This window comes from Enterobacter sp. BIDMC109 (genome assembly GCF_001037885.1).
Lineage (GTDB): Bacteria > Pseudomonadota > Gammaproteobacteria > Enterobacterales > Enterobacteriaceae > Enterobacter > Enterobacter hormaechei_C.
Genome location: NZ_KQ090002.1, coordinates 519,102 through 541,028, shown reverse-complemented (window position 1 = coordinate 541,028; position 21,927 = coordinate 519,102). Strand labels below are relative to the sequence as shown.

Genomic DNA, 21,927 nt, shown 5'->3' with positions numbered 1-21,927 from the left:
TCACACTTGTTTTGTTACGCACGGTTCCACCAGCCACTTCTGCCAGCTTGTGGTCACCTGCGCGCGTTCATCGGCGAAACAGTCCAGCGCCACATGGCCCGGCTGTTCCTGTAAGGCCAGATGGTGCAACTCATCACGCAGCGTGGTGTAGGCGCGGGTTAATGCCTGCGCCTCCTGCTCATCCATAATGTCGTTCTGCGCCAGCAGTTCCAGTATGCGCACGTTATCCGACCAGCGGGTCAGCTTCGGCTTATCGTGCGCGTGCAGCAGCACCAGGTACTGAGTGATAAACTCGATATCGGTAATGCCGCCTTCATCGGCTTTGATATCAAAGCGATCGCGATGTTTGTTGCCAAGGTGCGCGCGCATCTTCTCCCGCATTTCCCGCACTTCGGTTTGCAGCGTACTGCCCTCGCGCGGGGTCGCCATGACCGCCTTGCGGATCGCATCGAACTGCGTTTTGAGCTGCGGATCGCCGTATACCACGCGGGCGCGCACCAGCGCCTGATGCTCCCACGTCCAGGCTTCGTTCTTCTGATAGTCGGCGAAAGCCTCCGTCGAGGTGACCAGCATGCCTGCCGCGCCGGACGGGCGCAGACGCGCATCCACTTCATACAGAATGCCGGATGAGGTGCGGGTGCTGAACAGGTGCATGATGCGCTGGGCCAGACGCAGGTAGAACTGCCGCCCGTCAATCTCACGTTCGCCGTCGGTCATGACGTCTGCCGGACAGTCGTGGAGGAAAATCAGATCCAGATCGGAGCTGTAGCCCAGCTCCCAGCCGCCCAGCTTGCCGTAACCCACCACCGCAAAACCGCGGCCTTCGCGCTCTGCAAGGTGTTTCGGCTGCCCGTAGCGGGCCACCATCTGCACCCACGCCTGATGGACAACCGCGTCGATGATCGCTTCCGCCAGCCAGGTTAAGTGATCGCTCACTTTCATTACCGGCAGGGTGCCGGCGATATCTGCCGCCGCCACGCGCAGCATCTGCGCCTGCTTAAACTGACGAAGCGCCTCAAGCTGTTGCTCTTCGTCCTCTTCCGGTACGCGCAGCAGATACTGACGCAGCTCGTCGCGGTAGGCATCCGTCGCCGTCGGCTGATACAGCGTATTCGGGTCGAGCAGTTCGTCCAGCAGCAGCGGATAACGCGCCAGCTTGTTCGCCACCATCGGCGAGGCGGCACAGAGGGAAATCAGGTGCTTCAGCGCGCCGGGAAACTCGCTTAACAGTTCGAGGTAAGTGGTACGCGTGACGATCCCGCTCAGCAGCGGCATCATGCGCGACAGCGGCACCGGCGCATCCTCGCGGGAGCAGACATCGCTCAGCAGATGCGGCATCAGATGATCCAGCACCTGACGACCGCGTGGGCCAATGGCGCGTTTGTTCAGTTCGAAGCGGAAATCGGCAATCAGCGCCACCACGCGATGGCGGGCATCGTCGCTTAAGTGCGCCAGCACCGGCGTGGTGTCATCTTCCTGGAGCGCGTCCTGCCACAGCTCGCGCCAGTGCTCGGAGAGCGCATCGTCCTGCGATTCGCTTTCGTCGTCGCCGATCAGATCGTTAAAGATGCGGCGCACGCCCGCCATATGCGCTTCCAGCCGTTGCGTCAGCGCCGCCCAGTCATCCACCCGCATCCCCCAGGCCAGACGCGCCCGGTTCAGCTCGTCGCCCGGTAACGTCTGGGTCTGTTCGTCGTTGATACTTTGCAGCAAATTTTCCAGACGACGCAGGAAAAGATAAGAGTCACGCAGCGTTTGCGCATCGCCTTCCGGCAGCAGATGCAGCTGCTCGATAGCGCTCAGCGTCGGCAGCAGCGAGCGGGATTGCAGAGAAGGTTCACGCCCGCCGCGTATCAGCTGGAAGACCTGGACGATAAATTCGATCTCACGAATACCGCCCGCGCCGAGCTTGATGTTGTCCTTCAGGCCACGGCGACGCACCTCGCGGGCAATCATCCCTTTCATATTTCGCAGGGACTGGATCACGCTGAAGTCGATGTAGCGGCGGAACACAAACGGGCGCAGCATGGCGCGCAGCTCGTTGGCCCAGGCATCGTCGCTGTCACCCATGATCCGCGCTTTGACCATCGCGTAACGCTCCCAGTCGCGACCCTGCTCCTGGTAATAATCTTCCAGCGCGGCAAAGCTCAGCACCAGCGGACCGCTGTCGCCAAACGGACGCAAACGCATATCCACGCGGTAGACAAAACCATCCTGGGTGGGCTGATCCAGTGCCTTAATCAGCCGCTGCCCCAGGCGAGTAAAGAACTGGGCGTTGTCCAGCTCGCGACGACCGCCGCGCGTGGAGCCGTTCTCCGGCCAGGCAAAAATCAGGTCGATGTCTGAGGAGAAATTAAGCTCGCAGCCGCCCAGCTTGCCCATCCCCAGAATCAACAGCGGTTGCGGAACCCCGTCTTCGCTGCACGGCGTGCCCCACTCTTTACAGCAGGCGGCGTAGAGCCAGTCCCGCGCGGCGACAATCAACGTCTGCGCCAGCTCGCTCAACTGCTGCAAGGCACTCTCTTCGCTCACCAGCTCCAGCGCCTGCGCCCAGGCAATGCGTACCATCACCCGGCGGCGGAACTGACGCAGTACGCGCATCAGCGTGGCTTCGTCTGCCACCTCTGCCAGCGCGGTTTGCAGCCAGCCAGCATAATGCCGCCACTCGTCAGCCTGCGGCGGCGCGCTTTCCAGCTCTGCCAGCCAGTCCGGGTTGGCGCTGACGCTCTCCTGCACAAAATCACTGAACGTGAGCACGCTTTTCGCCTGCTCGCTTAACGATGACGCGGGTAACGACTCAGGCAGGCGTTCGCAAACGGTCTGCCAGTGCTGCTGTAACTGCGAAGAAAGCGGCATATCAGGGGTTCCTTGCCAGAATTAACGTTTTCCGCTGTGCAGCCAGTACGGATCCTGCGAAATGGCCTCGTTGCGGAAATGCTCGATTTCGATCTGCTGACGGGTCTCTATGGCATGCTTCAGCCCCTGCCAGTTCTCCAGCCAGGCCTGCGCCTTCACGCCCTCATACGCACCTGACAGCAGCAACATGCTGTCGATGTTACGCGCCAGGCGGGGAAGCTGATCGCCATACTGGTCGCCCAGCGGATGCGCAAAGGTGGTTCTCAGCTCGGCCGCGTGACGGGAGAGGTGGATATCCGCAAAACGTTTGAAGTTTTCCGCGATTTTGGTCTGCCCTTTCGCATCGAGGAACGTGCGCCAGCCGCGCGTCACCAGAAACTCGGTCAGCGCCAGTTTCGCGCCGGCGTTTTGCGGGCTGTAGATCGCCGTTTGTGCCGACACGTCGGAAAGCATCAGCGTTTCGGTTTGAGTGAGCAAATCACGTAAGTGAGTGCTGGCTTTACGCGGTACAATGCCGCCAAAGAGCGTCAGGGTATGACGCACCAGCCCCATAGCGGCCAGCACCTGTTTTTTGGCATTTTTCACGTTACGCGCCCACAGCTCCTCGTGGTACTGCCACTGAGAGAGCGCCAGCTCCAGCGCCGCTTCCATGCCCTGCTCAACGGAGGCTTTCGGCACAACGCGCAGAATCGGGGTTTCTCGCAGCACGCGCGGCGCATTCCCGGCGGCCAGGTGATAGCCGCGTGCCGCTTTACTCAGGCTGCCCTGACGCAGGCCAGGCTGGTTCACCAGCTTGTGCGCCAGCTTCAGCACGTCGCTCGCCTCGCCTTCCAGCAGTTCGAGTTCCAATTCGCAGATCGGCTCCTGCTCTTCACCCGCCTTAATTTCACCCCGATCAAACGCGATCTCAATGCGGCTCTTGCCTTCCGTCACCAGCCATTTTTCGCGCCAGAAATCGGTGCTGAACAGCGGTTGCGCCTCTGCCGACAGCGTTGCGGGCAGCGTTCCTTCCGGCCACACTTCCGCCGGAAAACGATCCAGCTCAAGTTCTGGCTTACTGATGTCGATATTGTATTCCGGACGCTGGTGCAAACCGCCCACCACGCGACCGGCGATTTTCATCGTCATCTCGTAGCGCCCGTTCGCACCCCGGATGCGCAGGCCCATATCGTGGTTGCGCAGCCAGTTGTCCGGCGTTTCGTAATAGATGTTGAGCAGCTGTACGGGTTCATGGTGCTCGCCGGACAGCGTATTCAGATGCTGGCGGAGCGCGTCAGCGCTGTCTTTTTCGACGATAAACTTTAATTCGATCTCTTGTGCCATAGCCTTGTACTTTTGCGTGCGTCACAGACGCGTCGATGAAGGCGAACTTCCTCGCCATTTGTTTGTCAGTACATAGTATTTTGCGCCAAATTGCCACGCAATGAGCAATTTGACGGGCGTAAAAGTTTAAAGCGGTGGAAATCATGACACAGATGATTCCGATTGATGATGAATCCTTTGCGTAGCGACACTGATACCACTACTATCGTTCCACTTTTTATGAAAATAACGACTGATATGCTTAAATTACGCCTGATTGGACTTACTTTACTCGCTTTTAGCGCCGCAACCGCGGTCCACGCTGAAGAGAAACGTTACGTTTCTGATGAACTGAATACCTGGGTACGCAGCGGCCCTGGAGACAATTATCGCCTCGTTGGTACGGTAAATGCTGGCGAGGAAGTGACTCTGCTGCAAACCAATGCAGACACCAATTACGGTCAGGTTCGTGACAGCTCTGGCCGCACCTCATGGATCCCGCTGAAAGAGCTGAGCACGGTGCCAAGCCTGCGCACCCGCGTGCCGGATCTGGAAAATCAGGTGAAAACCCTGACCGATAAGCTGAACAACATTGACGGCACCTGGAACCAGCGCACCGCAGAGATGCAGCAGAAAGTGGCGCAAAGCGACAGCGTGATCGCCGGTCTGAAAGACGAAAATCAGAAGCTGAAAAATGAGCTCATCGTCGCGCAGAAGAAAGTGAACGCCGCGAATCTACAGCTGGATGACAAACAACGCACCATCATCATGCAGTGGTTTATGTATGGCGGCGGAGTGCTGGGCGTCGGTCTGGTGCTGGGTCTGGTGCTTCCTCACCTTATCCCAAGCCGTAAACGTAAAGACCGCTGGATGAACTAACTCGTCTTCTCTGCCACACTTACGTATCATCTTGCGAAAAGAGAAAACGGGAGTGTTGGCGTGAAGAGTTATCTGGTCGGTGGTGCGGTACGTGATGCGTTATTAGGTCTGCCGGTCAAAGATAAAGACTGGGTCGTGGTCGGTGCCACGCCCGAAGCGATGATTGACGCGGGCTACCAGCAGGTAGGCCGCGATTTTCCTGTGTTCCTCCATCCGAAAAGCCGGGAAGAGTACGCCCTGGCGCGTACCGAACGGAAATCCGGTTCCGGTTATACCGGCTTCACCTGCTATGCCGCGCCGGATGTGACGCTGGAGCAGGACTTACTGCGCCGCGATCTCACCATTAATGCCCTGGCGCAGGACGAAAACGGCCATATTATCGACGTCTACGGCGGCCAGAACGATCTGCGCGACCGTCTTTTACGCCATATCTCCCCCGCCTTTTCTGAAGATCCATTACGCGTACTGCGCGTGGCGCGTTTTGCCGCTCGTTATGCCCATCTCAGCTTCCGCATCGCCGACGAGACGATGGCGCTGATGACGGCCATGACCGACGCGGGCGAGCTGGAACATCTGACGCCAGAACGCGTCTGGAAAGAGACCGAAAACGCCCTGACTACCCGCAATCCACAGGTCTTTTTCCAGGTTCTGCGCGACTGCGGGGCGCTGAAAGTGCTGTTCCCGGAAATAGACGCGCTGTTTGGCGTGCCCGCCCCGGCGAAATGGCACCCGGAAATTGATACCGGCATTCACACCCTGATGACGCTGAGCATGGCCGCCATGCTCAGCCCGGAGGTGGACGTGCGCTTTTCCACCCTCTGCCATGACCTCGGCAAAGGGTTAACGCCAAAGGAGTTGTGGCCACGCCACCACGGGCACGGTCCGGCTGGCGTGAAGCTGGTTGAAGGGCTTTGCCAGCGCCTGCGCGTGCCGAATGACATTCGCGATCTGGCAAAACTGGTGGCCGAGTTTCACGACCTGATCCACACCTTCCCGATCCTGAAACCCGCCACCATCGTCAGGCTGTTTGATAACATCGACGCCTGGCGCAAACCGCAGCGCGTGGAGCAAATTGCGCTGACCAGCGAAGCCGACGTGCGCGGCCGCACCGGGTTTGAAGCGTCCGATTATCCACAAGGTCGTTTGCTGCGTGAGGCGTGGGACGTGGCGAAAGCGGTGCCAACAAAAGAGGTGGTGGAGGCAGGATTTAAAGGCCCGGCGATCCGCGAAGAGCTGACGAAGCGGCGGATTGATGCGGTTGCAGCGTGGAAGGAAAAACGTTGCCCTCAGCCGAAAGACTGAGGGCGGTCGGTCATCAGAAGAAGACCACGTACACGGCAGCCGCGACGATAAAGCGGTAGATCGCGAACGGAATAAACGAAATACGCTTAATCAGTTGCAGGAAGGTTTTGATGGCGATCAGCGCCACGATAAAGGCGGTGATAAAGCCCACGGCGAACATCGGAATGTCGCCCACGGTCAGGAAGCCGATGCTTTTGTAGAGATCCAGCGCGGTGGCGCCCATCATCATCGGCACCGCCAGCAGGAACGAGAACTCAGACGCCGCGTAACGGCTCACGCCCATCAGCATCCCGCCGGAAATGGTTGCCCCTGAACGGGAGAAGCCCGGCCACAGCGCCAGACACTGGAAGCAGCCAATCATAAACGCCTGGCGATACGTCATATCGTCCAGACCTTCCGCACGCGGGGTTTTTGGCTTCAGCACTTCGGCGGCAATCAGCAGGAAGCCGCCGACAACCAGCGCGTACATCACGTTAATCGGGTTGAAGAGCGATTTAATGGTGTCGTGGAACACCAGCCCCAGCACCACCGCCGGGATCATCCCGAGCAGAATATGAATCAGCGTCAGGCGCCCTTTGCCCTCTCCTTCACGCTGCGGCAAACGCCCGAAGTGGATACCGATCAGACCAAACAGACGTCGCCAGAACATCACGACCACCGCCAGGATAGAGCCCAGCTGAATAACCACCTCAAACGTCTTTGCGGTATCGCCTTCAAAGCCCAGGAGATGGCCAACGATAATCATATGGCCCGTACTGGACACCGGCAAAAACTCCGTCAATCCTTCGACCACACCCAGTATTGCCGCCACCAGCAGCGAGTGCATATCGCTCATCTATAAACCCCTAAAAAGATATAAAAAAACGGTGTCCCACGCGGACAACCGTGAAAGATACAGCTTTAAGACCGATATAACCTAAAATGGTTTAGCTATTATGACGTTAAATCTTTCCTTTCAGATTTGTGCCACGCTCGATGATCACGCCTACATTGGCGGCGCGCGCCACCGCTCCCGGCTTGCTTAGCTTAATGCGCACCCATGGGGAGTTAAATCTGCTCAGCAGCAGGTCTGCTACCTCTTCCGCCACGCGTTCTACCAGCGCAAAACGTTGCCCTTCCACATGGGCGATGACCGTTTCACTGATGTCGGCGTAGCTCAGACAGTCATTCACATCATCGCTTTTTGCTGACTTGCGGTTGTCCCAGCCCATTTCGATATCGAACACCAGTTTCTGCTCGATGGTCTGTTCCCAGTCGTAAACACCAATTGTGGTGATTACCGAAAGTTGCTCTATAAATACAATATCCATCACGACCTGCCTGCTTTTTGGCTAAACCGGATACCACTTCCGGCGAATTATGCGTATTATCCACAGATGCTGAGAATACAGATACATTTTCAAAACGGAACAGCGTTATGAGTGCAATCGCGCCTGGAATGATTATCCTCGCCTACCTTTGCGGCTCAATCTCCAGCGCCATTCTGGTCTGCCGCATCGCCGGGTTGCCTGACCCGCGTGAAAGTGGTTCCGGGAATCCGGGGGCGACCAATGTACTACGAATTGGCGGCAAGGGAGCAGCCGTAGCGGTTTTGATTTTTGATGTTCTGAAAGGAATGCTTCCCGTCTGGGGCGCGTATGCGCTCGGCGTCACACCCTTCTGGCTGGGGCTGATTGCCATCGCCGCCTGCGTCGGCCACATCTGGCCCGTTTTCTTTGGTTTTAAAGGCGGTAAAGGCGTTGCCACCGCGTTTGGCGCGATTGCGCCGATCGGCTGGGATCTCACCGGCGTGATGGCGGGCACCTGGCTGCTGACCATCCTGCTGAGCGGTTATTCGTCGCTGGGCGCCATCGTCAGCGCACTGATCGCCCCGTTTTATGTCTGGTGGTTTAAACCGCAGTTTACCTTCCCGGTGTCGATGCTCTCGTGTCTGATCCTGTTGCGCCACCACGACAACATTCAGCGCCTGTGGCGGCGTAAGGAAACGAAGATCTGGACGAAGCTCAGGCGTAAAAAGAAAGACGCTCAGTAAACCGTTCGTTATGCCTTATAACCAAATGTGATTTTTGTCACCTTCTGCCTGTGGTAACTGTTAGAGACACAACACAACCACACAAAAAGAAAATGGCAGAAATCACAGATTCAACTCCCCTTCCAACGGCAGGAAATACCCCGGATGGCGACATCAAGTGGGTACGTAGCGCATCGGACGTTTCACGTCTCGTTAATGACGGCTCTCAGGGCCGGGCCAATGCCCGCATCGTGGTCGGTATCGCGCTCGGGGGAATTTTCCTCGATGCCTACGATCTCGGCGCGCTGGCATTCGGCATCAAAGACATCACCCGCGAATTTAACCTGACGCCCGCCGGTACCGGCATGGTGGCCTCGGCGATTACCTTTGGCGCGATTGTCGGGGCGCTGCTCGGCGGCTATCTTACGGATAAAATCGGGCGCTACCGCGTCTTTATGGCCGACATGGTGTTCTTTGTCGTTGCCGCTATCGCCTGTGCGCTGGCCCCTAACGAATATGTGCTGGCGGGCGCGCGCTTTGTGATGGGTCTTGGCGTTGGGATCGACCTTCCCGTCGCGATGGCGTTTCTCAGCGAGTTCGCCAGGCTGAAAGGCCCGGGGAATAAAGCCTCCAGCGTCGCAATGTGGTGCCCCACCTGGTACGCGGCCATCAGCATCTCTTATCTTCTGGTGCTCTTCTTTTACGCCGTGCTGCCGGAAAGCCACAGCGACTGGCTCTGGCGTCTGATCCTTGGCTTTGGCGCGGTGCCCGCGCTGGTGATTATCGCCATCCGCAGCCGCTATATGAGCGAATCCCCGGTCTGGGCGGCGAATCAGGGCAATCTGAAGGAGGCGGCGTCCATCCTGCGGCAGTCTTACAATATTAATGCCCACGTACCGCAGGATGCGCTCGACCAGCCCGCGCCTGTCGTGAACAAGGCAAAATGGTCGAACTACCTGAACCTGTTCCGCGGTATCTATCTGCGGCGTACCACGCTCGCCACGCTGCTGTCAGTGGTCTCCTCGTTCGCCTATAACGCCGTAGCCTTTGGCCTGCCGGTGATCATCTCCAGCTTCTTTGTGCAGTCGATGCTGACCACCATTCTGATCTCGCTGGCGCTTAACCTGCTGTTCGCATTTGTCGGCGGGCTGCTGGCGGTGCGCTATGTTCCGCGCTTCGGCGCATGGCGGATGTCACTGGCGGGTTATGCGTGCCAGCTTGCGGCACTGCTCGGCCTGGCGCTGATTGGCCGCCCTGACGGGGCTACGGAAGGCGTGGTCGCCGTCGCGATGCTGGCGCTGTTCCTGTTTGGTCAGGGTTTTGGTCCAGGTGCGCACACCATGACGTTTGCCTCCCTGAGCTACCCGACCTCGCTGCGCGGCGTGGGCGTGGGGCTTAACCAGACGCTGATGCGCAGCAGTTCAACGCTGTCACTGTTTCTGTTCCCGCTGCTGGTCGCCTCGCTGGATACCGCCGTGTTCTGGGTGATTGCGCTGGCGCCGTTTATCGGTCTGGCGTCGCTGCTGGCGATCCGCTGGGAGCCGTCGGGGTATGATGTGGATGCAGAGGATTATCGCTAGCCTTTCTTGCCGGGTGGCGCTGCGCTTACCCGGCCTACATTACTGAAACCGGCTCACATGAGCCGTTTTTTTATCCATAAGCGACTCATATGACAGCCTTCATTTCCGCCAGGGCATACTGAAACGTACCCCGATAGTGTGGAAATGGAAGCACCATGTTAGCAACTCAGGTCACTGATAATTCATACAAAGGCTGGCAGGCCTCGCTTGCCCTCCAGTTTTGTCATACCCCTGAGAAAACCCTCCTCCATTCCGCGCGTCACAGCGGGCCGCTCACCGTTCAGCGTCCGTTTTATCCCGAAGGGGAAACCTGCCACCTTTACCTGCTGCACCCGCCAGGCGGAATTGTGGGCGGAGATACGCTGGATATTTCCGTGCGGCTCGACGCCAAAAGCCATGCCCTCATTACCATGCCCGGCGCCAGCAAGTTCTATCGCAGCAACGGCCCGCTGGCCTGCCTCAGTCAGCATTTTTACCTCGACGAAGAGGCCACGCTGGAGTGGCTGCCGCAGGACACCATTATTTTCCCCGGCGCTAACGCCGCGCTGCGTTCCGTCTTTCACCTGCACGCCACCAGCACGCTGCTGGCGTGGGAGCTGTACTGTCTGGGCCGTCCGGTGATAAACGAAACCTTCAGCCACGGCACGCTGGAGAACCGCCTTGAGGTGTGGGTGGATGGCGAGCCGCGTCTGATTGAGCGACTGCATCTCAGCGGTGGCGATCTGACGCCCGTCGCGGACCATCCGTGGGTCGGCACGCTGCTGTTCTATCCGGCCCGGGAAGCACTTCTCGACGCGGTGCGTGCGCTTCTCGCCCCGCTGGAAAACGTTGGCGGGGCGACGCTCACCGACGATCTGCTGTCGGTGCGTTTTCTCTCCCACGACAACCTGATTTGTCAGCGGGTGATGCGCGATATCTGGCAGTCGCTTCGCCCGCTTTTAACTTCCAAAACCGCCTGTTCGCCGCGCATCTGGCAAACATAAGAGAAACGCTATGGAACTGACTCCCAGAGAAAAAGACAAGCTGTTGCTGTTCACCGCCGCGCTGGTTGCCGAACGCCGCCTCGCGCGCGGGGTAAAGCTCAACTACCCGGAATCGGTCGCGCTGATCAGCGCCTTTATTATGGAAGGCGCGCGCGATGGCGAAACCGTCGCCTCGCTGATGGAAGCCGGCCGCCACGTCCTGACGCGCGATCAGGTGATGGAAGGCGTGCCGGAGATGATCCCGGATATCCAGGTGGAAGCCACCTTTCCGGACGGATCCAAGCTCGTCACCGTCCACAACCCGATCGTGTAAGGAGCGCGTGATGATCCCAGGCGAATACCGGATCCAGTCCGGAAACATTGCTCTCAACGTCGGGCGCGAAACCCGAAGTGTGATCGTGGAAAACCACGGCGACAGGCCGATCCAGGTCGGATCGCACTACCACTTTTACGAGGTCAACCCGGCGCTGAAGTTCGATCGCGAAGCCACCCGAGGTTACCGGCTGAACATCCCGGCCGGCACTGCCGTGCGCTTCGAGCCCGGCCAGAAGCGGGAAGTGACGCTGGTGCAGGTGACGGGCGCACAGCGCATTTTCGGCTTTCGCGGCGAGGTCATGGGCGAGGTGAAACATGGCTGAGATTTCACGCCAGGCGTATGCCGATATGTTCGGCCCCACTACCGGGGATAAAGTGCGGCTGGCCGACAGCGAGCTGTGGATCGAAGTGGAAGACGATCTCACGATCTACGGCGAAGAGGTTAAATTCGGCGGCGGAAAAGTGATCCGCGACGGTATGGGACAGGGGCAGATGACCGCCGACGACTGCGTGGATCTGGTGCTCACCAACGCGCTGATCGTCGATCACTGGGGGATCGTGAAAGCGGATATCGGCGTAAAAGATGGGCGGATCTTCGCCATCGGCAAAGCCGGAAACCCGGACATTCAGCCCGGCGTGACAATCCCGATTGGCGCGGCAACGGAGGTGATCGCCGCCGAAGGGAAGATTGTCACCGCAGGCGGGATCGACACCCACATCCACTGGATCTGTCCGCAGCAGGCGGAAGAGGCGCTGGTGTCTGGCGTCACCACCATGATCGGCGGCGGCACCGGGCCTGCGGCAGGCACAAACGCCACCACCTGCACGCCGGGGCCGTGGTATATCGCCCGCATGTTGCAGGCAGCCGATACGCTACCGGTGAATATTGGCCTGCTGGGTAAAGGGAACGGCTCCAACCCGGACGCGCTGCGCGAGCAGATCGCGGCAGGTGCCATCGGGCTTAAGATCCACGAAGACTGGGGCGCGACGCCTGCGGCCATCAACTGTTCGCTGGAGGTCGCTGAAGAGATGGATATTCAGGTGGCGCTGCACAGCGACACGCTGAACGAGTCCGGTTTTGTCGAAGACACGCTGGCCGCCATCGCCGGGCGCACCATCCACACCTTCCACACCGAAGGGGCGGGCGGCGGCCATGCGCCGGATATCATCACCGCCTGCGCGCACCCGAATATTCTGCCCTCCTCCACCAACCCGACGCTGCCCTACACGGTCAACACCATCGACGAGCACCTGGACATGCTGATGGTTTGCCATCACCTCGACCCGGATATCGCCGAGGACGTGGCGTTTGCCGAATCCCGCATTCGCCGGGAGACCATCGCCGCCGAAGACGTGCTGCACGATATCGGCGCGTTCTCGCTCACCTCGTCAGATTCACAGGCAATGGGCCGCGTGGGGGAAGTGATTATCCGCACCTGGCAGGTGGCGCACCGCATGAAGGTGCAGCGCGGCGCACTGCCGGAAGAGACCGGCGATAACGATAACTTCCGCGTGAAGCGCTATGTCGCCAAATACACCATCAACCCGGCGCTGACCCACGGCATCGCCCATGAGGTCGGTTCTATTGAGGCGGGCAAGCTGGCGGATCTGGTGGTCTGGTCCCCCGCCTTCTTTGGCGTCAAACCCGCCACCATCGTCAAAGGCGGGATGATCGCCTGCGCGCCGATGGGCGACATCAACGCCTCGATCCCCACGCCGCAGCCGGTACATTACCGCCCGATGTTTGGTGCCCTTGGTGCCGCACGCCACGCCACGCGGCTGACGTTTGTCTCTCAGGCTGCTGATGCCAGCGGCATTCCGCAACGGCTCGGACTGCAAAGTGCCACCGCGGTGGTGAGAGGCTGCCGGTCGGTGAAAAAGGCCGACATGATCCACAACGATTTACAGCCGAATATCACCGTTGACGCGCAAACCTATGAGGTACGCGTCGACGGCGAATTGATCACCAGCGAACCGGCAGAGGTTTTGCCGATGGCGCAACGCTATTTTCTGTTTTGAGGAGTCATGATGATCTATTTAACCCAACGCCTGGACCATGCGCATCCGATTACCGCCAGCGTCACGCTACCGATTGATGTGAGGGTAAAAAGCCGCGCCCGCGTGGCGCTGAACGACGGCCGCGAAGCCGGGCTAATGCTGCCGCGCGGCCTGCTACTGCGCGGGGGCGACCTGCTGACTACCGACGATGGCAGCGAGGTGATCGAAGTGATCGCCGCCCCGGAGTCGGTTTCCGTGGTGCGCTGCGCCGACCCGTTCCTGCTCGCCCGCGCCTGTTATCACCTGGGCAATCGTCACGTACCGCTGCAAATAATGCCTGGCGAACTGCGCTACCACCACGACCACGTCCTCGACGATATGCTGCGTCAGTTCGGGCTGGAGGTGACCTTCGCCAGCCTGCCGTTTGAACCGGAAGCGGGCGCTTACACCAGTGATGCCCACAGCCATAGCCACTCTCACGCTCATTCACATTAAGGACTCATCATGCGCAAGTACTTACCGCTGTTACTGCTGGCTTTTTCCGTTCCCGCGCTCGCACATCCCGGCCACGGGACCGACAGCTTCCAGGCCGGATTTCTCCATCCGCTGACCGGGCTGGATCACCTGCTGATGCTGACGGGGGCTGGCGTGCTCTCCGCCCTGAGCGGCCGCAAGCTGCTGTTGCCGTTAGCGACGCTCGGCATGATGCTTGCTGGTGCCGTTGCGGGCAGCCTGCTCGGCGGCTTTAGCGGCATGGAGATGCTGATTATCGCCTCGCTGGCGGTCTGCGGCGTGATGATGTTTAAGACTGAAAATCGCCTGCTGCTGGCGGTGCCAGCCCTGGCGATGTTCCACGGCTGGGCGCACGGCGTGGAGATGTCCGGCCACAGCTTCTGGCTCTTCACCAGCGGGTTTATGTTAGCCAGCGCCACGGTGCTGTGTGCCAGCTTCGCGGCAGGGCTGCTGCTGCGCCGTCACGACGGCCTGCGTAAAACCTTCGGTGGCGGGCTGATCGTCTCCGCCCTGTTGGCGCTGATGAGCTGATGGAGCACGCCCGCCAGCGGCTGCGCCTGATGCAGCTCTCCAGCAGTAGCCTGCCGGTCGGATCGTTTACCTGGTCGCAGGGGCTGGAGTGGGCCGTTGAGGCCGGGTGGGTCACGGACGCTGAGGCCTTCAGGCGCTGGCAGATCCAGCAGATGGAGCAGAGCTTTTTCTGCGTCGACCTGCCGCTGTTTATCCGCCTGTATCGTGCCTGCGAGAAGCAGGACGTCGCGACAGCAAAACGCTGGACGGCATACCTGCTCGCCTGCCGGGAAACGCGCGAGCTGCGCGATGAAGAACGCAACCGTGGGGCGGCCTTTACGCGCTTGATTAAAAGCTGGGAACCCGCCTGCCCGCCAGAATGGCTGCCGCTGTTGATGCGAAGCCAGCTCGGCGGCATGGCGTGGCTCGGCGTGCGCTGGGGCATTAGCGCGCGCGAGCTGGCGCTGAGCCTCGGCTACAGCTGGATTGAGAGCGCGGTGATGGCGGGCGTCAAGCTGGTGCCGTTTGGGCAGCAGGCAGCACAACAGCTGATTATCGACCTGAGCGACCATTTTGCCGCCGGGTTTGAACAGGCATTTTTACGTGGCGACGACGCGCTGGGGGCCGCTACGCCGCTGTCGGCCATCGCCTCCGCGCGCCATGAAACCCAATATTCACGACTATTCCGTTCCTGAGGAGTCAACATGGCTGATTACAAACATCCCCTGCGCGTGGGCGTGGGCGGCCCGGTAGGGTCGGGCAAAACCGCCCTGCTGGAAGCGCTCTGCAAGGCGATGCGCGACACCTATCACCTGGCGGTGGTGACCAACGATATCTACACCAAAGAGGATCAGCGCATCCTGACCGAGGCGGGTGCGCTGGAGCCAGAGCGCATCGTGGGCGTGGAAACGGGCGGCTGCCCGCATACCGCCATCCGCGAAGATGCCTCAATGAACCTGGCGGCGGTGGAAGCGTTGAGCGAGAAGTTCGGCAATCTGGATCTGATCTTCGTGGAAAGCGGCGGGGATAACCTGAGCGCGACCTTCAGCCCGGAGCTGGCGGACCTCACCATCTACGTCATCGACGTGGCCGAAGGGGAAAAAATCCCGCGCAAGGGCGGGCCGGGGATCACCAAATCCGATTTTCTGGTGATCAACAAAACCGACCTCGCGCCGTACGTGGGGGCGTCGCTGGAGGTAATGGAGCGCGACACTAATCGCATGCGCGGCAAGCGTCCGTGGACGTTTACCAACCTGAAAGCGGGTGACGGGCTGGCGACGATCATTGCGTTTCTGGAAGAGAAAGGAATGTTGCGGGTGTAGGGTGGTTTATTGCACGTTAGCACACGTGGATCTTGTAGGCCCGGTAAGCGCAGCGCCACCGGGCAAAGAAACTCACGCCTCAGGCAGTTCCGCCAGCGGCCAGCGCGGACGCACAGACACGCTCAGGTCAGCCGTTGCGCCGGCGTTCAGACGAACCATTCCGGCGTAAGCGATCATCGCCCCGTTATCGGTACAGAACTCCGGACGCGCATAGAACACTTCCCCGCGACGTTTTTGCATCATTTCGGCAAGCTTCGCGCGCAGCGTGCGGTTAGCGCTGACGCCACCGGCCATCACCAGGCGCTTAAAGCCGGTCTGATCCAGCGCGCGCTTGCACTTGATCATCAGCGTATCCACCACCGCGTCTTCGAACGCACGGGCGATATCGGCACGGGTCTGCTCACTGTCGTCATTATTGCGGATAGTATTGGCCGCGAAAGTTTTCAGGCCAGAGAAGCTGAAATCCAGCCCCGGACGGTCGGTCATCGGTCGCGGGAAGACAAAGCGCCCTTCCGTTCCCTGCGACGCCATTTTCGACAGCATCGGGCCGCCCGGGTAATCCAGCCCCAGCAGCTTGGCGGTTTTATCGAAGGCTTCACCGGCAGCATCGTCGATCGACTCGCCCAGCAGCGCGTACTTGCCAATGCCCGTTACGCTAATCAGCTGGGTATGCCCACCGGAAACCAGCAGCGCCACAAACGGGAACTCTGGCGGATTGTCTTCCAGCATCGGCGCCAGAAGGTGCCCTTCCATATGGTGAACCGGAATGGCCGGAACATCCCACGCGAAGGCCAGCGAACGCCCTACCGTTGCGCCGACCAGCAGCGCGCCGACCAGGCCCGGCCCTGCGGTATAGGCCACGGCATCAATATCTTTTGCACTCAACCCGGCCTCTTTAAGCGCCGCCTGAATCAGGGGAACCGTTTTACGCACGTGGTCACGAGAGGCCAGTTCAGGCACGACGCCGCCGTAATCAGCGTGCAATTTCACCTGACTATACAGCTGGTTGGCCAGAAGCCCTTTTTCGTCGTCGTAAATCGCGATGCCGGTTTCATCGCAGGATGTTTCAATACCCAGTACACGCATGACTTGTTTTACCTCGTTTCAATACCGCGCAGTGTAGAGCCTGGGCGGATTGTTGTAAAACTTTGTTCGCCCCAGGAAGAAGCCTCGTGTATACTCCTCACCCTTATTAAAGTCCCTTTCAAAATCGCATCGGTGCTTTACAAAGCAGCAGCATTTGCAGTAAAATTCCGCACCATTTTGAAATAAGCTGGCGTTGATGCCAGCGGCAAACCGAATTTATTAAAGGTGAGAGTTACATGCCGGTAATTAAAGTACGTGAAAACGAGCCGTTCGACGTAGCACTGCGTCGCTTCAAACGTTCATGCGAGAAAGCAGGTGTTCTGGCTGAAGTTCGTCGTCGTGAGTTTTATGAAAAACCAACGACCGAACGTAAGCGCGCTAAAGCTTCCGCTGTGAAACGTCACGCGAAGAAACTGGCTCGCGAAAACGCACGCCGTACTCGTCTGTACTAATCTGTTGAGGGCCACAGCCCTCAATTGACAGACAGAGTTGTAGTCGTAAGGCCGTGCTTCCGGAAGGAATGCGCGGCTTGTTTTCGTTTATAAGTCGCTTAAATTTTTGGGGCATATGGCCGGAAGAATCCCACGCGTTTTCATCAATGACCTGCTTGCCAGAACCGACATCGTCGATCTCATCGACGCGCGGGTGAAGCTAAAAAAGCAGGGCAAGAACTACCATGCGTGCTGTCCGTTCCATAACGAAAAAACCCCCTCTTTCACCGTAAACGGTGAAAAGCAGTTCTACCATTGCTTCGGCTGTGGCGCACACGGTAATGCCGTCGATTTTTTGATGAACTACGACAAGCTCGAGTTCGTTGAAACCGTCGAAGAGCTGGCGGCGATGCATAACCTTGAAGTGCCGTATGAAGCGGGCAGTGGGCCAAGTCAGATCGAGCGCCATCAGCGGCAAACGCTGTACCAACTGATGGATGGCCTGAATTCGTTTTACCAACAGTCTCTTAAGCACTCTGCGGCTGAGCCTGCGCGTCAGTATCTGAACAAGCGCGGACTGAGTGACGATGTGATTGCGCGTTTCGCTATTGGTTACGCCCCGCCCGGCTGGGACAACGTGTTAAAGCGTTTTGGCGGCAATAGCGAAGATCGTAAATCCCTCATCGACGCAGGCATGCTGGTCACCAACGACCAGGGACGAAGCTACGACCGCTTCCGTGAACGGGTGATGTTCCCGATCCGCGACAAGCGTGGCCGGGTGATAGGTTTTGGTGGTCGCGTGCTGGGTGATGCCCTGCCGAAATACCTTAACTCCCCGGAAACCGATATTTTCCATAAGGGCCGCCAGCTTTACGGTCTTTATGAGGCACAGCAGGATAATGCGGAACCTCCGCGTCTTCTGGTCGTCGAAGGCTATATGGATGTTGTTGCGCTGGCGCAGTACGACATTAACTATGCCGTTGCGTCGCTGGGAACATCCACCACGGCGGACCATATCCAGCTGCTGTTCCGCGTCACCAACAACGTGATTTGCTGTTACGACGGTGACCGCGCAGGACGCGACGCCGCCTGGCGAGCGCTGGAAACCGCGTTGCCGTATATGACCGACGGGCGTCAGCTACGCTTTATGTTCCTGCCCGACGGTGAAGACCCGGATACGCTGGTGCGTAAAGAGGGCAAAGCGGCGTTTGAAGCGCGGATGGAGCAGGCTCAGCCGCTCTCCACGTTTCTGTTTAACAGCCTGATGCCGCAGGTTGATTTGAGTACCCCTGACGGGCGCGCGCAGCTCAGCACGCTGGCGCTGCCGTTAATCAGCCAGGTGCCCGGCGAAACGCTGCGCATCTATCTGCGTCAGGAGTTAGGCAACAAGCTCGGCATTCTGGATGACAGCCAGCTTGAACGTTTAATGCCGAAACAGGCTGAAAACGGCACGGTACGCCCCGCGCCTCAGCTAAAACGCACAACCATGCGTATACTGATAGGGTTGCTGGTGCAAAACCCCGAACTTGCTCCGCAAGTGCCGTCGCTGGCGGGTTTGAACCACGAAAAATTGCCCGGGCTTGGCTTATTTTCAGAATTGGTTAACACTTGTTTGTCTCAGCCAGGTCTGACCACCGGACAACTTTTAGAGCATTATCGCGGCACAAAAGAGGCCGCTACCCTTGAAAAACTGTCGATGTGGGACGATATAGCAGATAAGGATATCGCAGAAAAAACGTTCACCGACTCGCTCAACCATATGTTTGATTCGATGCTTGAGTTGCGCCAGGAAGAGTTGATAGCTCGCGAGCGCACCCATGGCCTGAGCAGCGAAGAACGCCGGGAGCTCTGGATGATTAACCAGGAACTGGCGAAGAAATAAAAAATTTAACGGCTTAAGTGCCGAATATCGATCGGGAAGCCCCCGGCAGCCGCACTGAGAGGCAGCGGCAAAAATATAAGTACGCCCTCGCTTTAAAGGTTGGCAGCCCATCGCCGACACCAATCAAACGAATTAAGTGTGGATACCGTCTTATGGAGCAAAACCCGCAGTCACAGCTGAAACTTCTTGTCCAACGCGGTAAGGAGCAAGGCTATCTGACCTATGCCGAGGTCAATGACCATCTGCCGGAAGATATCGTCGATTCAGATCAGATCGAAGATATCATCCAAATGATCAATGACATGGGCATTCAGGTGATGGAAGAAGCACCGGATGCCGATGATCTGTTGCTGGCTGAAACCTCCAACAACACTGACGAAGATGCGGAAGAAGCTGCTGCACAGGTCCTGTCCAGCGTGGAATCTGAAATCGGGCGTACCACTGACCCGGTCCGCATGTACATGCGCGAAATGGGTACCGTTGAACTGTTGACCCGCGAAGGCGAAATTGACATCGCAAAACGCATCGAAGACGGGATCAACCAGGTTCAGTGCTCTGTTGCCGAATACCCGGAAGCGATTACCTATCTGCTGGAGCAGTACGATCGCGTTGAAGCGGAAGAAGCGCGTCTGTCCGATCTGATCACTGGCTTTGTCGACCCGAACGCTGAAGAAGATATGGCGCCAACCGCCACTCACGTCGGTTCTGAGCTGTCTCAGGAAGAGATGGATGACGACGAAGACGAAGATGAAGAAGAAGAGGACGACAGCAGCGACGATGACAACAGCATCGACCCTGAACTGGCGCGTGAGAAGTTTGCCGAGCTGCGTACCCAGTACGAAGTGACGCGTGACACCATCAAAGCGAAAGGCCGCAGCCATGCCGCCGCTCAGGAAGAGATCCTGAAGCTGTCTGAAGTGTTCAAACAGTTCCGCCTGGTGCCAAAACAGTTCGACTACCTGGTGAACAGCATGCGCGTGATGATGGATCGCGTACGTACCCAGGAACGTATCATCATGAAGCTGTGCGTTGAACAGTGCAAAATGCCGAAGAAGAACTTCATTACCCTCTTCACCGGCAATGAAACCAGCGAAACCTGGTTCAACGCCGCTATCGCGATGAACAAGCCGTGGTCTGAAAAGCTGCACGACGTGAAAGAAGACGTACAGCGCGGCCTGCAAAAACTGCATCAGATTGAAGAAGAGACCGGCCTGACCATCGAGCAGGTGAAAGACATCAACCGTCGTATGTCCATCGGTGAAGCGAAAGCCCGCCGTGCGAAGAAAGAGATGGTTGAAGCGAACTTACGTCTGGTTATCTCTATCGCCAAGAAATACACCAACCGTGGCCTGCAATTCCTGGATCTGATTCAGGAAGGCAACATCGGTCTGATGAAAGCGGTAGATAAGTTTGAATACCGTCGTGGTTACAAGTTCTCCACCTATGCTACCTGGTGGATCCGTCAGGCGATCACCCGCTCTATCGCAGACCAGGCGCGCACCATCCGTATTCCGGTGCATATGATTGAGACCATCAACAAACTCAACCGTATCTCTCGCCAGATGTTGCAGGAGATGGGCCGCGAGCCGACGCCGGAAGAGCTGGCTGAACGCATGCTGATGCCGGAAGACAAGATCCGTAAAGTGCTGAAAATCGCTAAAGAGCCAATCTCCATGGAAACGCCAATCGGTGATGATGAAGATTCGCATCTGGGTGATTTCATCGAGGATACCACCCTCGAGCTGCCGCTGGACTCTGCCACCACCGAGAGCCTGCGTGCCGCTACGCACGACGTGCTGGCTGGCCTGACCGCCCGTGAAGCCAAAGTGCTGCGTATGCGTTTCGGTATCGACATGAACACCGACCACACGCTGGAAGAAGTGGGTAAACAGTTTGACGTTACCCGCGAACGTATCCGTCAGATCGAAGCGAAGGCGCTGCGTAAGCTGCGCCATCCGAGCCGCTCTGAAGTGCTGCGTAGCTTCCTGGACGATTAATCGGTCCTGAAATGAAAAAGCTCCCAATCGGGAGCTTTTTTTTTGTTTATTCCCTCTCCCTGTGGGAGAGGGTCAGGATGAGGGCATCAAGCCGCAGAGGAGCTAAAGCCCCCTCACCACCAGCGCCTCATCCAGTTCCCGATACGCCTCCACCAGCTTGTCCAGCGTCGCCCTGTTCAGCCCGCTCGGGTTTGGCAGCACCCACACCTGCGTTACGCCAATGGTAATGTTCTGCTTACCCCAGCTGGCGCCGCGCTGGCTGAACGCCTGCTCGTAGGCCTGCTTGCCGAGGATCGCCAGCGCCGCGGGCTGATAGTCTTCAATTTTCGCGATCAGCTCACGCCCGCCAGCGCGCAGCTCATGCAGATTCACTTCGCTTGCCTGTACCGTGGGTCGCTCGACCAGCATGGTGATGCCACAGCGCGTATCCAGCAGCTGCTGCTCTTCTTCCGGCTTAAGCTGTTTGTCGGTAAAACCGGCCTGGTGGATCACCTTCCAGAAGCGATTTCCCGGATGAGCAAAGTGAAAACCGGTGTGCGCCGATGACTTACCCGGATTGATACCGCAGAACACCACCCGCAGGCCAGGGGCCAGAATATCGTTGATCATCTCTACTCCTGTCTATGCATCTTAAGGTAAGTATAAAGGATTGATTATGCGTTGTTTATAAAAACAGCAGGCAGGTGTGAATGGCTGGATTGCTGAGGGGAGTTACTTTATAATTCACCGCCACGGCCCCTTAGCTCAGTGGTTAGAGCAGGCGACTCATAATCGCTTGGTCGCTGGTTCAAGTCCAGCAGGGGCCACCAAATTTTAGCTTTAGAATCATCCAGTTAAGCCACTCAATTGAGTGGCTTTTTTGTAAGTAATCCACCACACGTAGCCCGGCCTGTCGCTTCCCCTCACAAACCCTAAAAACTAAAGAAATCCCCCATCGCGCCGATCATCATCCGTGTGTAT

At 58.3% G+C, this 21,927-nt stretch carries 21 protein-coding genes and 1 tRNA gene; 16 read left to right on the top strand and 6 right to left on the bottom strand.

Going from position 1 to position 21,927, the window contains the following annotated elements; translation table 11 throughout:
* Together glnE and SK62_RS02610 are read right to left on the bottom strand one after the other, a co-directional pair.
* Positions 1 to 2,856 (bottom strand): bifunctional [glutamate--ammonia ligase]-adenylyl-L-tyrosine phosphorylase/[glutamate--ammonia-ligase] adenylyltransferase, encoded by a 2,856-nt coding sequence (glnE, locus tag SK62_RS02615; protein ID WP_047719098.1) that lies wholly within the window; start codon positions 2,854 to 2,856, stop codon positions 1 to 3.
* 21 nt (positions 2,857 to 2,877) lie between these two features.
* Positions 2,878 to 4,179 carry a CYTH domain-containing protein gene (locus SK62_RS02610; RefSeq protein WP_017384034.1) on the bottom strand — a complete coding sequence of 434 codons (1,302 nt, stop codon included), beginning with the start codon at positions 4,177 to 4,179 and terminating at the stop codon, positions 2,878 to 2,880.
* 237 nt (positions 4,180 to 4,416) lie between these two features.
* Between SK62_RS02610 and SK62_RS02605 the strand changes: the two genes are divergently transcribed.
* A complete protein-coding gene (locus tag SK62_RS02605) occupies positions 4,417 to 5,037 on the top strand; it encodes a TIGR04211 family SH3 domain-containing protein (RefSeq protein ID WP_001303390.1) in 621 nt (206 codons plus the stop codon).
* Between the two features lie 60 nt (positions 5,038 to 5,097).
* A complete protein-coding gene (locus tag SK62_RS02600) occupies positions 5,098 to 6,339 on the top strand; it encodes a multifunctional CCA addition/repair protein (protein WP_023304444.1) in 1,242 nt (413 codons plus the stop codon).
* A 13-nt stretch (positions 6,340 to 6,352) separates the two neighbouring features.
* On the opposite strand, the gene bacA is transcribed toward SK62_RS02600, so the two are convergent.
* Positions 6,353 to 7,174, bottom strand: a complete 822-nt coding sequence (gene bacA, locus SK62_RS02595; RefSeq protein WP_003862545.1) for an undecaprenyl-diphosphate phosphatase — start codon at positions 7,172 to 7,174, stop codon at positions 6,353 to 6,355.
* A 106-nt stretch (positions 7,175 to 7,280) separates the two neighbouring features.
* A complete protein-coding gene (gene folB, locus SK62_RS02590) occupies positions 7,281 to 7,649 on the bottom strand; it encodes a bifunctional dihydroneopterin aldolase/7,8-dihydroneopterin epimerase (RefSeq protein ID WP_017384032.1) in 369 nt (122 codons plus the stop codon).
* Positions 7,650 to 7,756: 107 nt separating this feature from the next.
* On the opposite strand from folB, the gene plsY reads away from it, so the two are divergent.
* The 10 genes from plsY (at position 7,757) to ureG (ending at position 15,571) form a co-directional block, all read left to right on the top strand.
* Positions 7,757 to 8,371, top strand: a complete 615-nt coding sequence (gene plsY / locus SK62_RS02585) for a glycerol-3-phosphate 1-O-acyltransferase PlsY (protein WP_017384031.1) — start codon at positions 7,757 to 7,759, stop codon at positions 8,369 to 8,371.
* Between the two features lie 92 nt (positions 8,372 to 8,463).
* Positions 8,464 to 9,930 carry an MFS transporter gene (locus tag SK62_RS02580; RefSeq protein ID WP_040118127.1) on the top strand — a complete coding sequence of 489 codons (1,467 nt, stop codon included), beginning with the start codon at positions 8,464 to 8,466 and terminating at the stop codon, positions 9,928 to 9,930.
* Positions 9,931 to 10,085: 155 nt separating this feature from the next.
* Positions 10,086 to 10,913 (top strand): urease accessory protein UreD, encoded by an 828-nt coding sequence (locus SK62_RS02575; protein WP_015571905.1) that lies wholly within the window; start codon positions 10,086 to 10,088, stop codon positions 10,911 to 10,913.
* 10 nt (positions 10,914 to 10,923) lie between these two features.
* Positions 10,924 to 11,226 carry an urease subunit gamma gene (locus SK62_RS02570; RefSeq protein ID WP_003862556.1) on the top strand — a complete coding sequence of 101 codons (303 nt, stop codon included), beginning with the start codon at positions 10,924 to 10,926 and terminating at the stop codon, positions 11,224 to 11,226.
* A 10-nt stretch (positions 11,227 to 11,236) separates the two neighbouring features.
* The gene (locus SK62_RS02565; protein WP_015571906.1) at positions 11,237 to 11,551 is read left to right on the top strand and encodes an urease subunit beta; all 315 of its coding nucleotides are present in this window, start codon (positions 11,237 to 11,239) and stop codon (positions 11,549 to 11,551) included.
* Positions 11,544 to 13,247: an urease subunit alpha gene (ureC, locus tag SK62_RS02560; RefSeq protein ID WP_045348134.1), complete on the top strand. Its 1,704-nt coding sequence runs from the start codon at positions 11,544 to 11,546 to the stop codon at positions 13,245 to 13,247. The genes SK62_RS02565 and ureC overlap by 8 nt, the downstream gene beginning before the upstream one ends.
* Positions 13,248 to 13,256: 9 nt before the next feature.
* A complete protein-coding gene (gene ureE, locus SK62_RS02555; RefSeq protein WP_017384028.1) occupies positions 13,257 to 13,721 on the top strand; it encodes an urease accessory protein UreE in 465 nt (154 codons plus the stop codon).
* 9 nt (positions 13,722 to 13,730) lie between these two features.
* Positions 13,731 to 14,270 (top strand): HupE/UreJ family protein, encoded by a 540-nt coding sequence (locus SK62_RS02550; protein ID WP_015571909.1) that lies wholly within the window; start codon positions 13,731 to 13,733, stop codon positions 14,268 to 14,270.
* A complete protein-coding gene (locus tag SK62_RS02545) occupies positions 14,270 to 14,944 on the top strand; it encodes an urease accessory protein UreF (RefSeq protein ID WP_017692647.1) in 675 nt (224 codons plus the stop codon). Before SK62_RS02550 ends, SK62_RS02545 begins: the two co-directional genes overlap by 1 nt.
* A gap of 9 nt (positions 14,945 to 14,953) precedes the next feature.
* A complete protein-coding gene (gene ureG, locus SK62_RS02540; protein ID WP_047719099.1) occupies positions 14,954 to 15,571 on the top strand; it encodes an urease accessory protein UreG in 618 nt (205 codons plus the stop codon).
* Positions 15,572 to 15,643: 72 nt separating this feature from the next.
* On the opposite strand, the gene tsaD is transcribed toward ureG, so the two are convergent.
* Complete coding sequence (tsaD, locus tag SK62_RS02535; protein WP_015571911.1) at positions 15,644 to 16,657, bottom strand: tRNA (adenosine(37)-N6)-threonylcarbamoyltransferase complex transferase subunit TsaD; 1,014 nt, start codon at positions 16,655 to 16,657, stop codon at positions 15,644 to 15,646.
* A 236-nt stretch (positions 16,658 to 16,893) separates the two neighbouring features.
* Between tsaD and rpsU the strand changes: the two genes are divergently transcribed.
* From rpsU to rpoD, 3 genes are all read left to right on the top strand, one after another.
* On the top strand, positions 16,894 to 17,109 hold the full coding sequence (gene rpsU / locus SK62_RS02530; RefSeq protein ID WP_001144069.1) for a 30S ribosomal protein S21: 216 nt from the start codon (positions 16,894 to 16,896) through the stop codon (positions 17,107 to 17,109).
* 115 nt (positions 17,110 to 17,224) lie between these two features.
* On the top strand, positions 17,225 to 18,970 hold the full coding sequence (gene dnaG, locus SK62_RS02525; protein WP_003862574.1) for a DNA primase: 1,746 nt from the start codon (positions 17,225 to 17,227) through the stop codon (positions 18,968 to 18,970).
* Positions 18,971 to 19,122: 152 nt separating this feature from the next.
* Positions 19,123 to 20,967 (top strand): RNA polymerase sigma factor RpoD, encoded by a 1,845-nt coding sequence (gene rpoD, locus SK62_RS02520; RefSeq protein ID WP_015571912.1) that lies wholly within the window; start codon positions 19,123 to 19,125, stop codon positions 20,965 to 20,967.
* A gap of 102 nt (positions 20,968 to 21,069) precedes the next feature.
* On the opposite strand, the gene mug is transcribed toward rpoD, so the two are convergent.
* Complete coding sequence (mug, locus tag SK62_RS02515; protein WP_017384024.1) at positions 21,070 to 21,576, bottom strand: G/U mismatch-specific DNA glycosylase; 507 nt, start codon at positions 21,574 to 21,576, stop codon at positions 21,070 to 21,072.
* A gap of 124 nt (positions 21,577 to 21,700) precedes the next feature.
* On the opposite strand from mug, the gene SK62_RS02510 reads away from it, so the two are divergent.
* Positions 21,701 to 21,776: transfer RNA gene (locus SK62_RS02510), tRNA-Ile, on the top strand.
* Positions 21,777 to 21,927: the final 151 nt, after the last annotated feature.

Excerpts from the sequence above, each read along its gene's own strand:
- SK62_RS02580 (WP_040118127.1), top strand. The coding sequence starts at position 8,464 with ATGGCAGAAATCACAGATTCAACTCCCCTTCCAACGGCAGGAAATACC.
- folB (WP_017384032.1), bottom strand. The coding sequence starts at position 7,649 with ATGGATATTGTATTTATAGAGCAACTTTCGGTAATCACCACAATTGGT.
- SK62_RS02575 (WP_015571905.1), top strand. The coding sequence starts at position 10,086 with ATGTTAGCAACTCAGGTCACTGATAATTCATACAAAGGCTGGCAGGCC.
- plsY (WP_017384031.1), top strand. The coding sequence starts at position 7,757 with ATGAGTGCAATCGCGCCTGGAATGATTATCCTCGCCTACCTTTGCGGC.
- tsaD (WP_015571911.1), bottom strand. The coding sequence starts at position 16,657 with ATGCGTGTACTGGGTATTGAAACATCCTGCGATGAAACCGGCATCGCG.
- SK62_RS02605 (WP_001303390.1), top strand. The coding sequence starts at position 4,417 with ATGCTTAAATTACGCCTGATTGGACTTACTTTACTCGCTTTTAGCGCC.
- rpsU (WP_001144069.1), top strand. The coding sequence starts at position 16,894 with ATGCCGGTAATTAAAGTACGTGAAAACGAGCCGTTCGACGTAGCACTG.
- SK62_RS02550 (WP_015571909.1), top strand. The coding sequence starts at position 13,731 with ATGCGCAAGTACTTACCGCTGTTACTGCTGGCTTTTTCCGTTCCCGCG.
- ureC (WP_045348134.1), top strand. The coding sequence starts at position 11,544 with ATGGCTGAGATTTCACGCCAGGCGTATGCCGATATGTTCGGCCCCACT.
- glnE (WP_047719098.1), bottom strand. The coding sequence starts at position 2,856 with ATGCCGCTTTCTTCGCAGTTACAGCAGCACTGGCAGACCGTTTGCGAA.
- bacA (WP_003862545.1), bottom strand. The coding sequence starts at position 7,174 with ATGAGCGATATGCACTCGCTGCTGGTGGCGGCAATACTGGGTGTGGTC.
- ureG (WP_047719099.1), top strand. The coding sequence starts at position 14,954 with ATGGCTGATTACAAACATCCCCTGCGCGTGGGCGTGGGCGGCCCGGTA.
- SK62_RS02570 (WP_003862556.1), top strand. The coding sequence starts at position 10,924 with ATGGAACTGACTCCCAGAGAAAAAGACAAGCTGTTGCTGTTCACCGCC.
- SK62_RS02545 (WP_017692647.1), top strand. The coding sequence starts at position 14,270 with ATGGAGCACGCCCGCCAGCGGCTGCGCCTGATGCAGCTCTCCAGCAGT.
- SK62_RS02610 (WP_017384034.1), bottom strand. The coding sequence starts at position 4,179 with ATGGCACAAGAGATCGAATTAAAGTTTATCGTCGAAAAAGACAGCGCT.
- rpoD (WP_015571912.1), top strand. The coding sequence starts at position 19,123 with ATGGAGCAAAACCCGCAGTCACAGCTGAAACTTCTTGTCCAACGCGGT.
- mug (WP_017384024.1), bottom strand. The coding sequence starts at position 21,576 with ATGATCAACGATATTCTGGCCCCTGGCCTGCGGGTGGTGTTCTGCGGT.
- dnaG (WP_003862574.1), top strand. The coding sequence starts at position 17,225 with ATGGCCGGAAGAATCCCACGCGTTTTCATCAATGACCTGCTTGCCAGA.
- SK62_RS02565 (WP_015571906.1), top strand. The coding sequence starts at position 11,237 with ATGATCCCAGGCGAATACCGGATCCAGTCCGGAAACATTGCTCTCAAC.
- ureE (WP_017384028.1), top strand. The coding sequence starts at position 13,257 with ATGATCTATTTAACCCAACGCCTGGACCATGCGCATCCGATTACCGCC.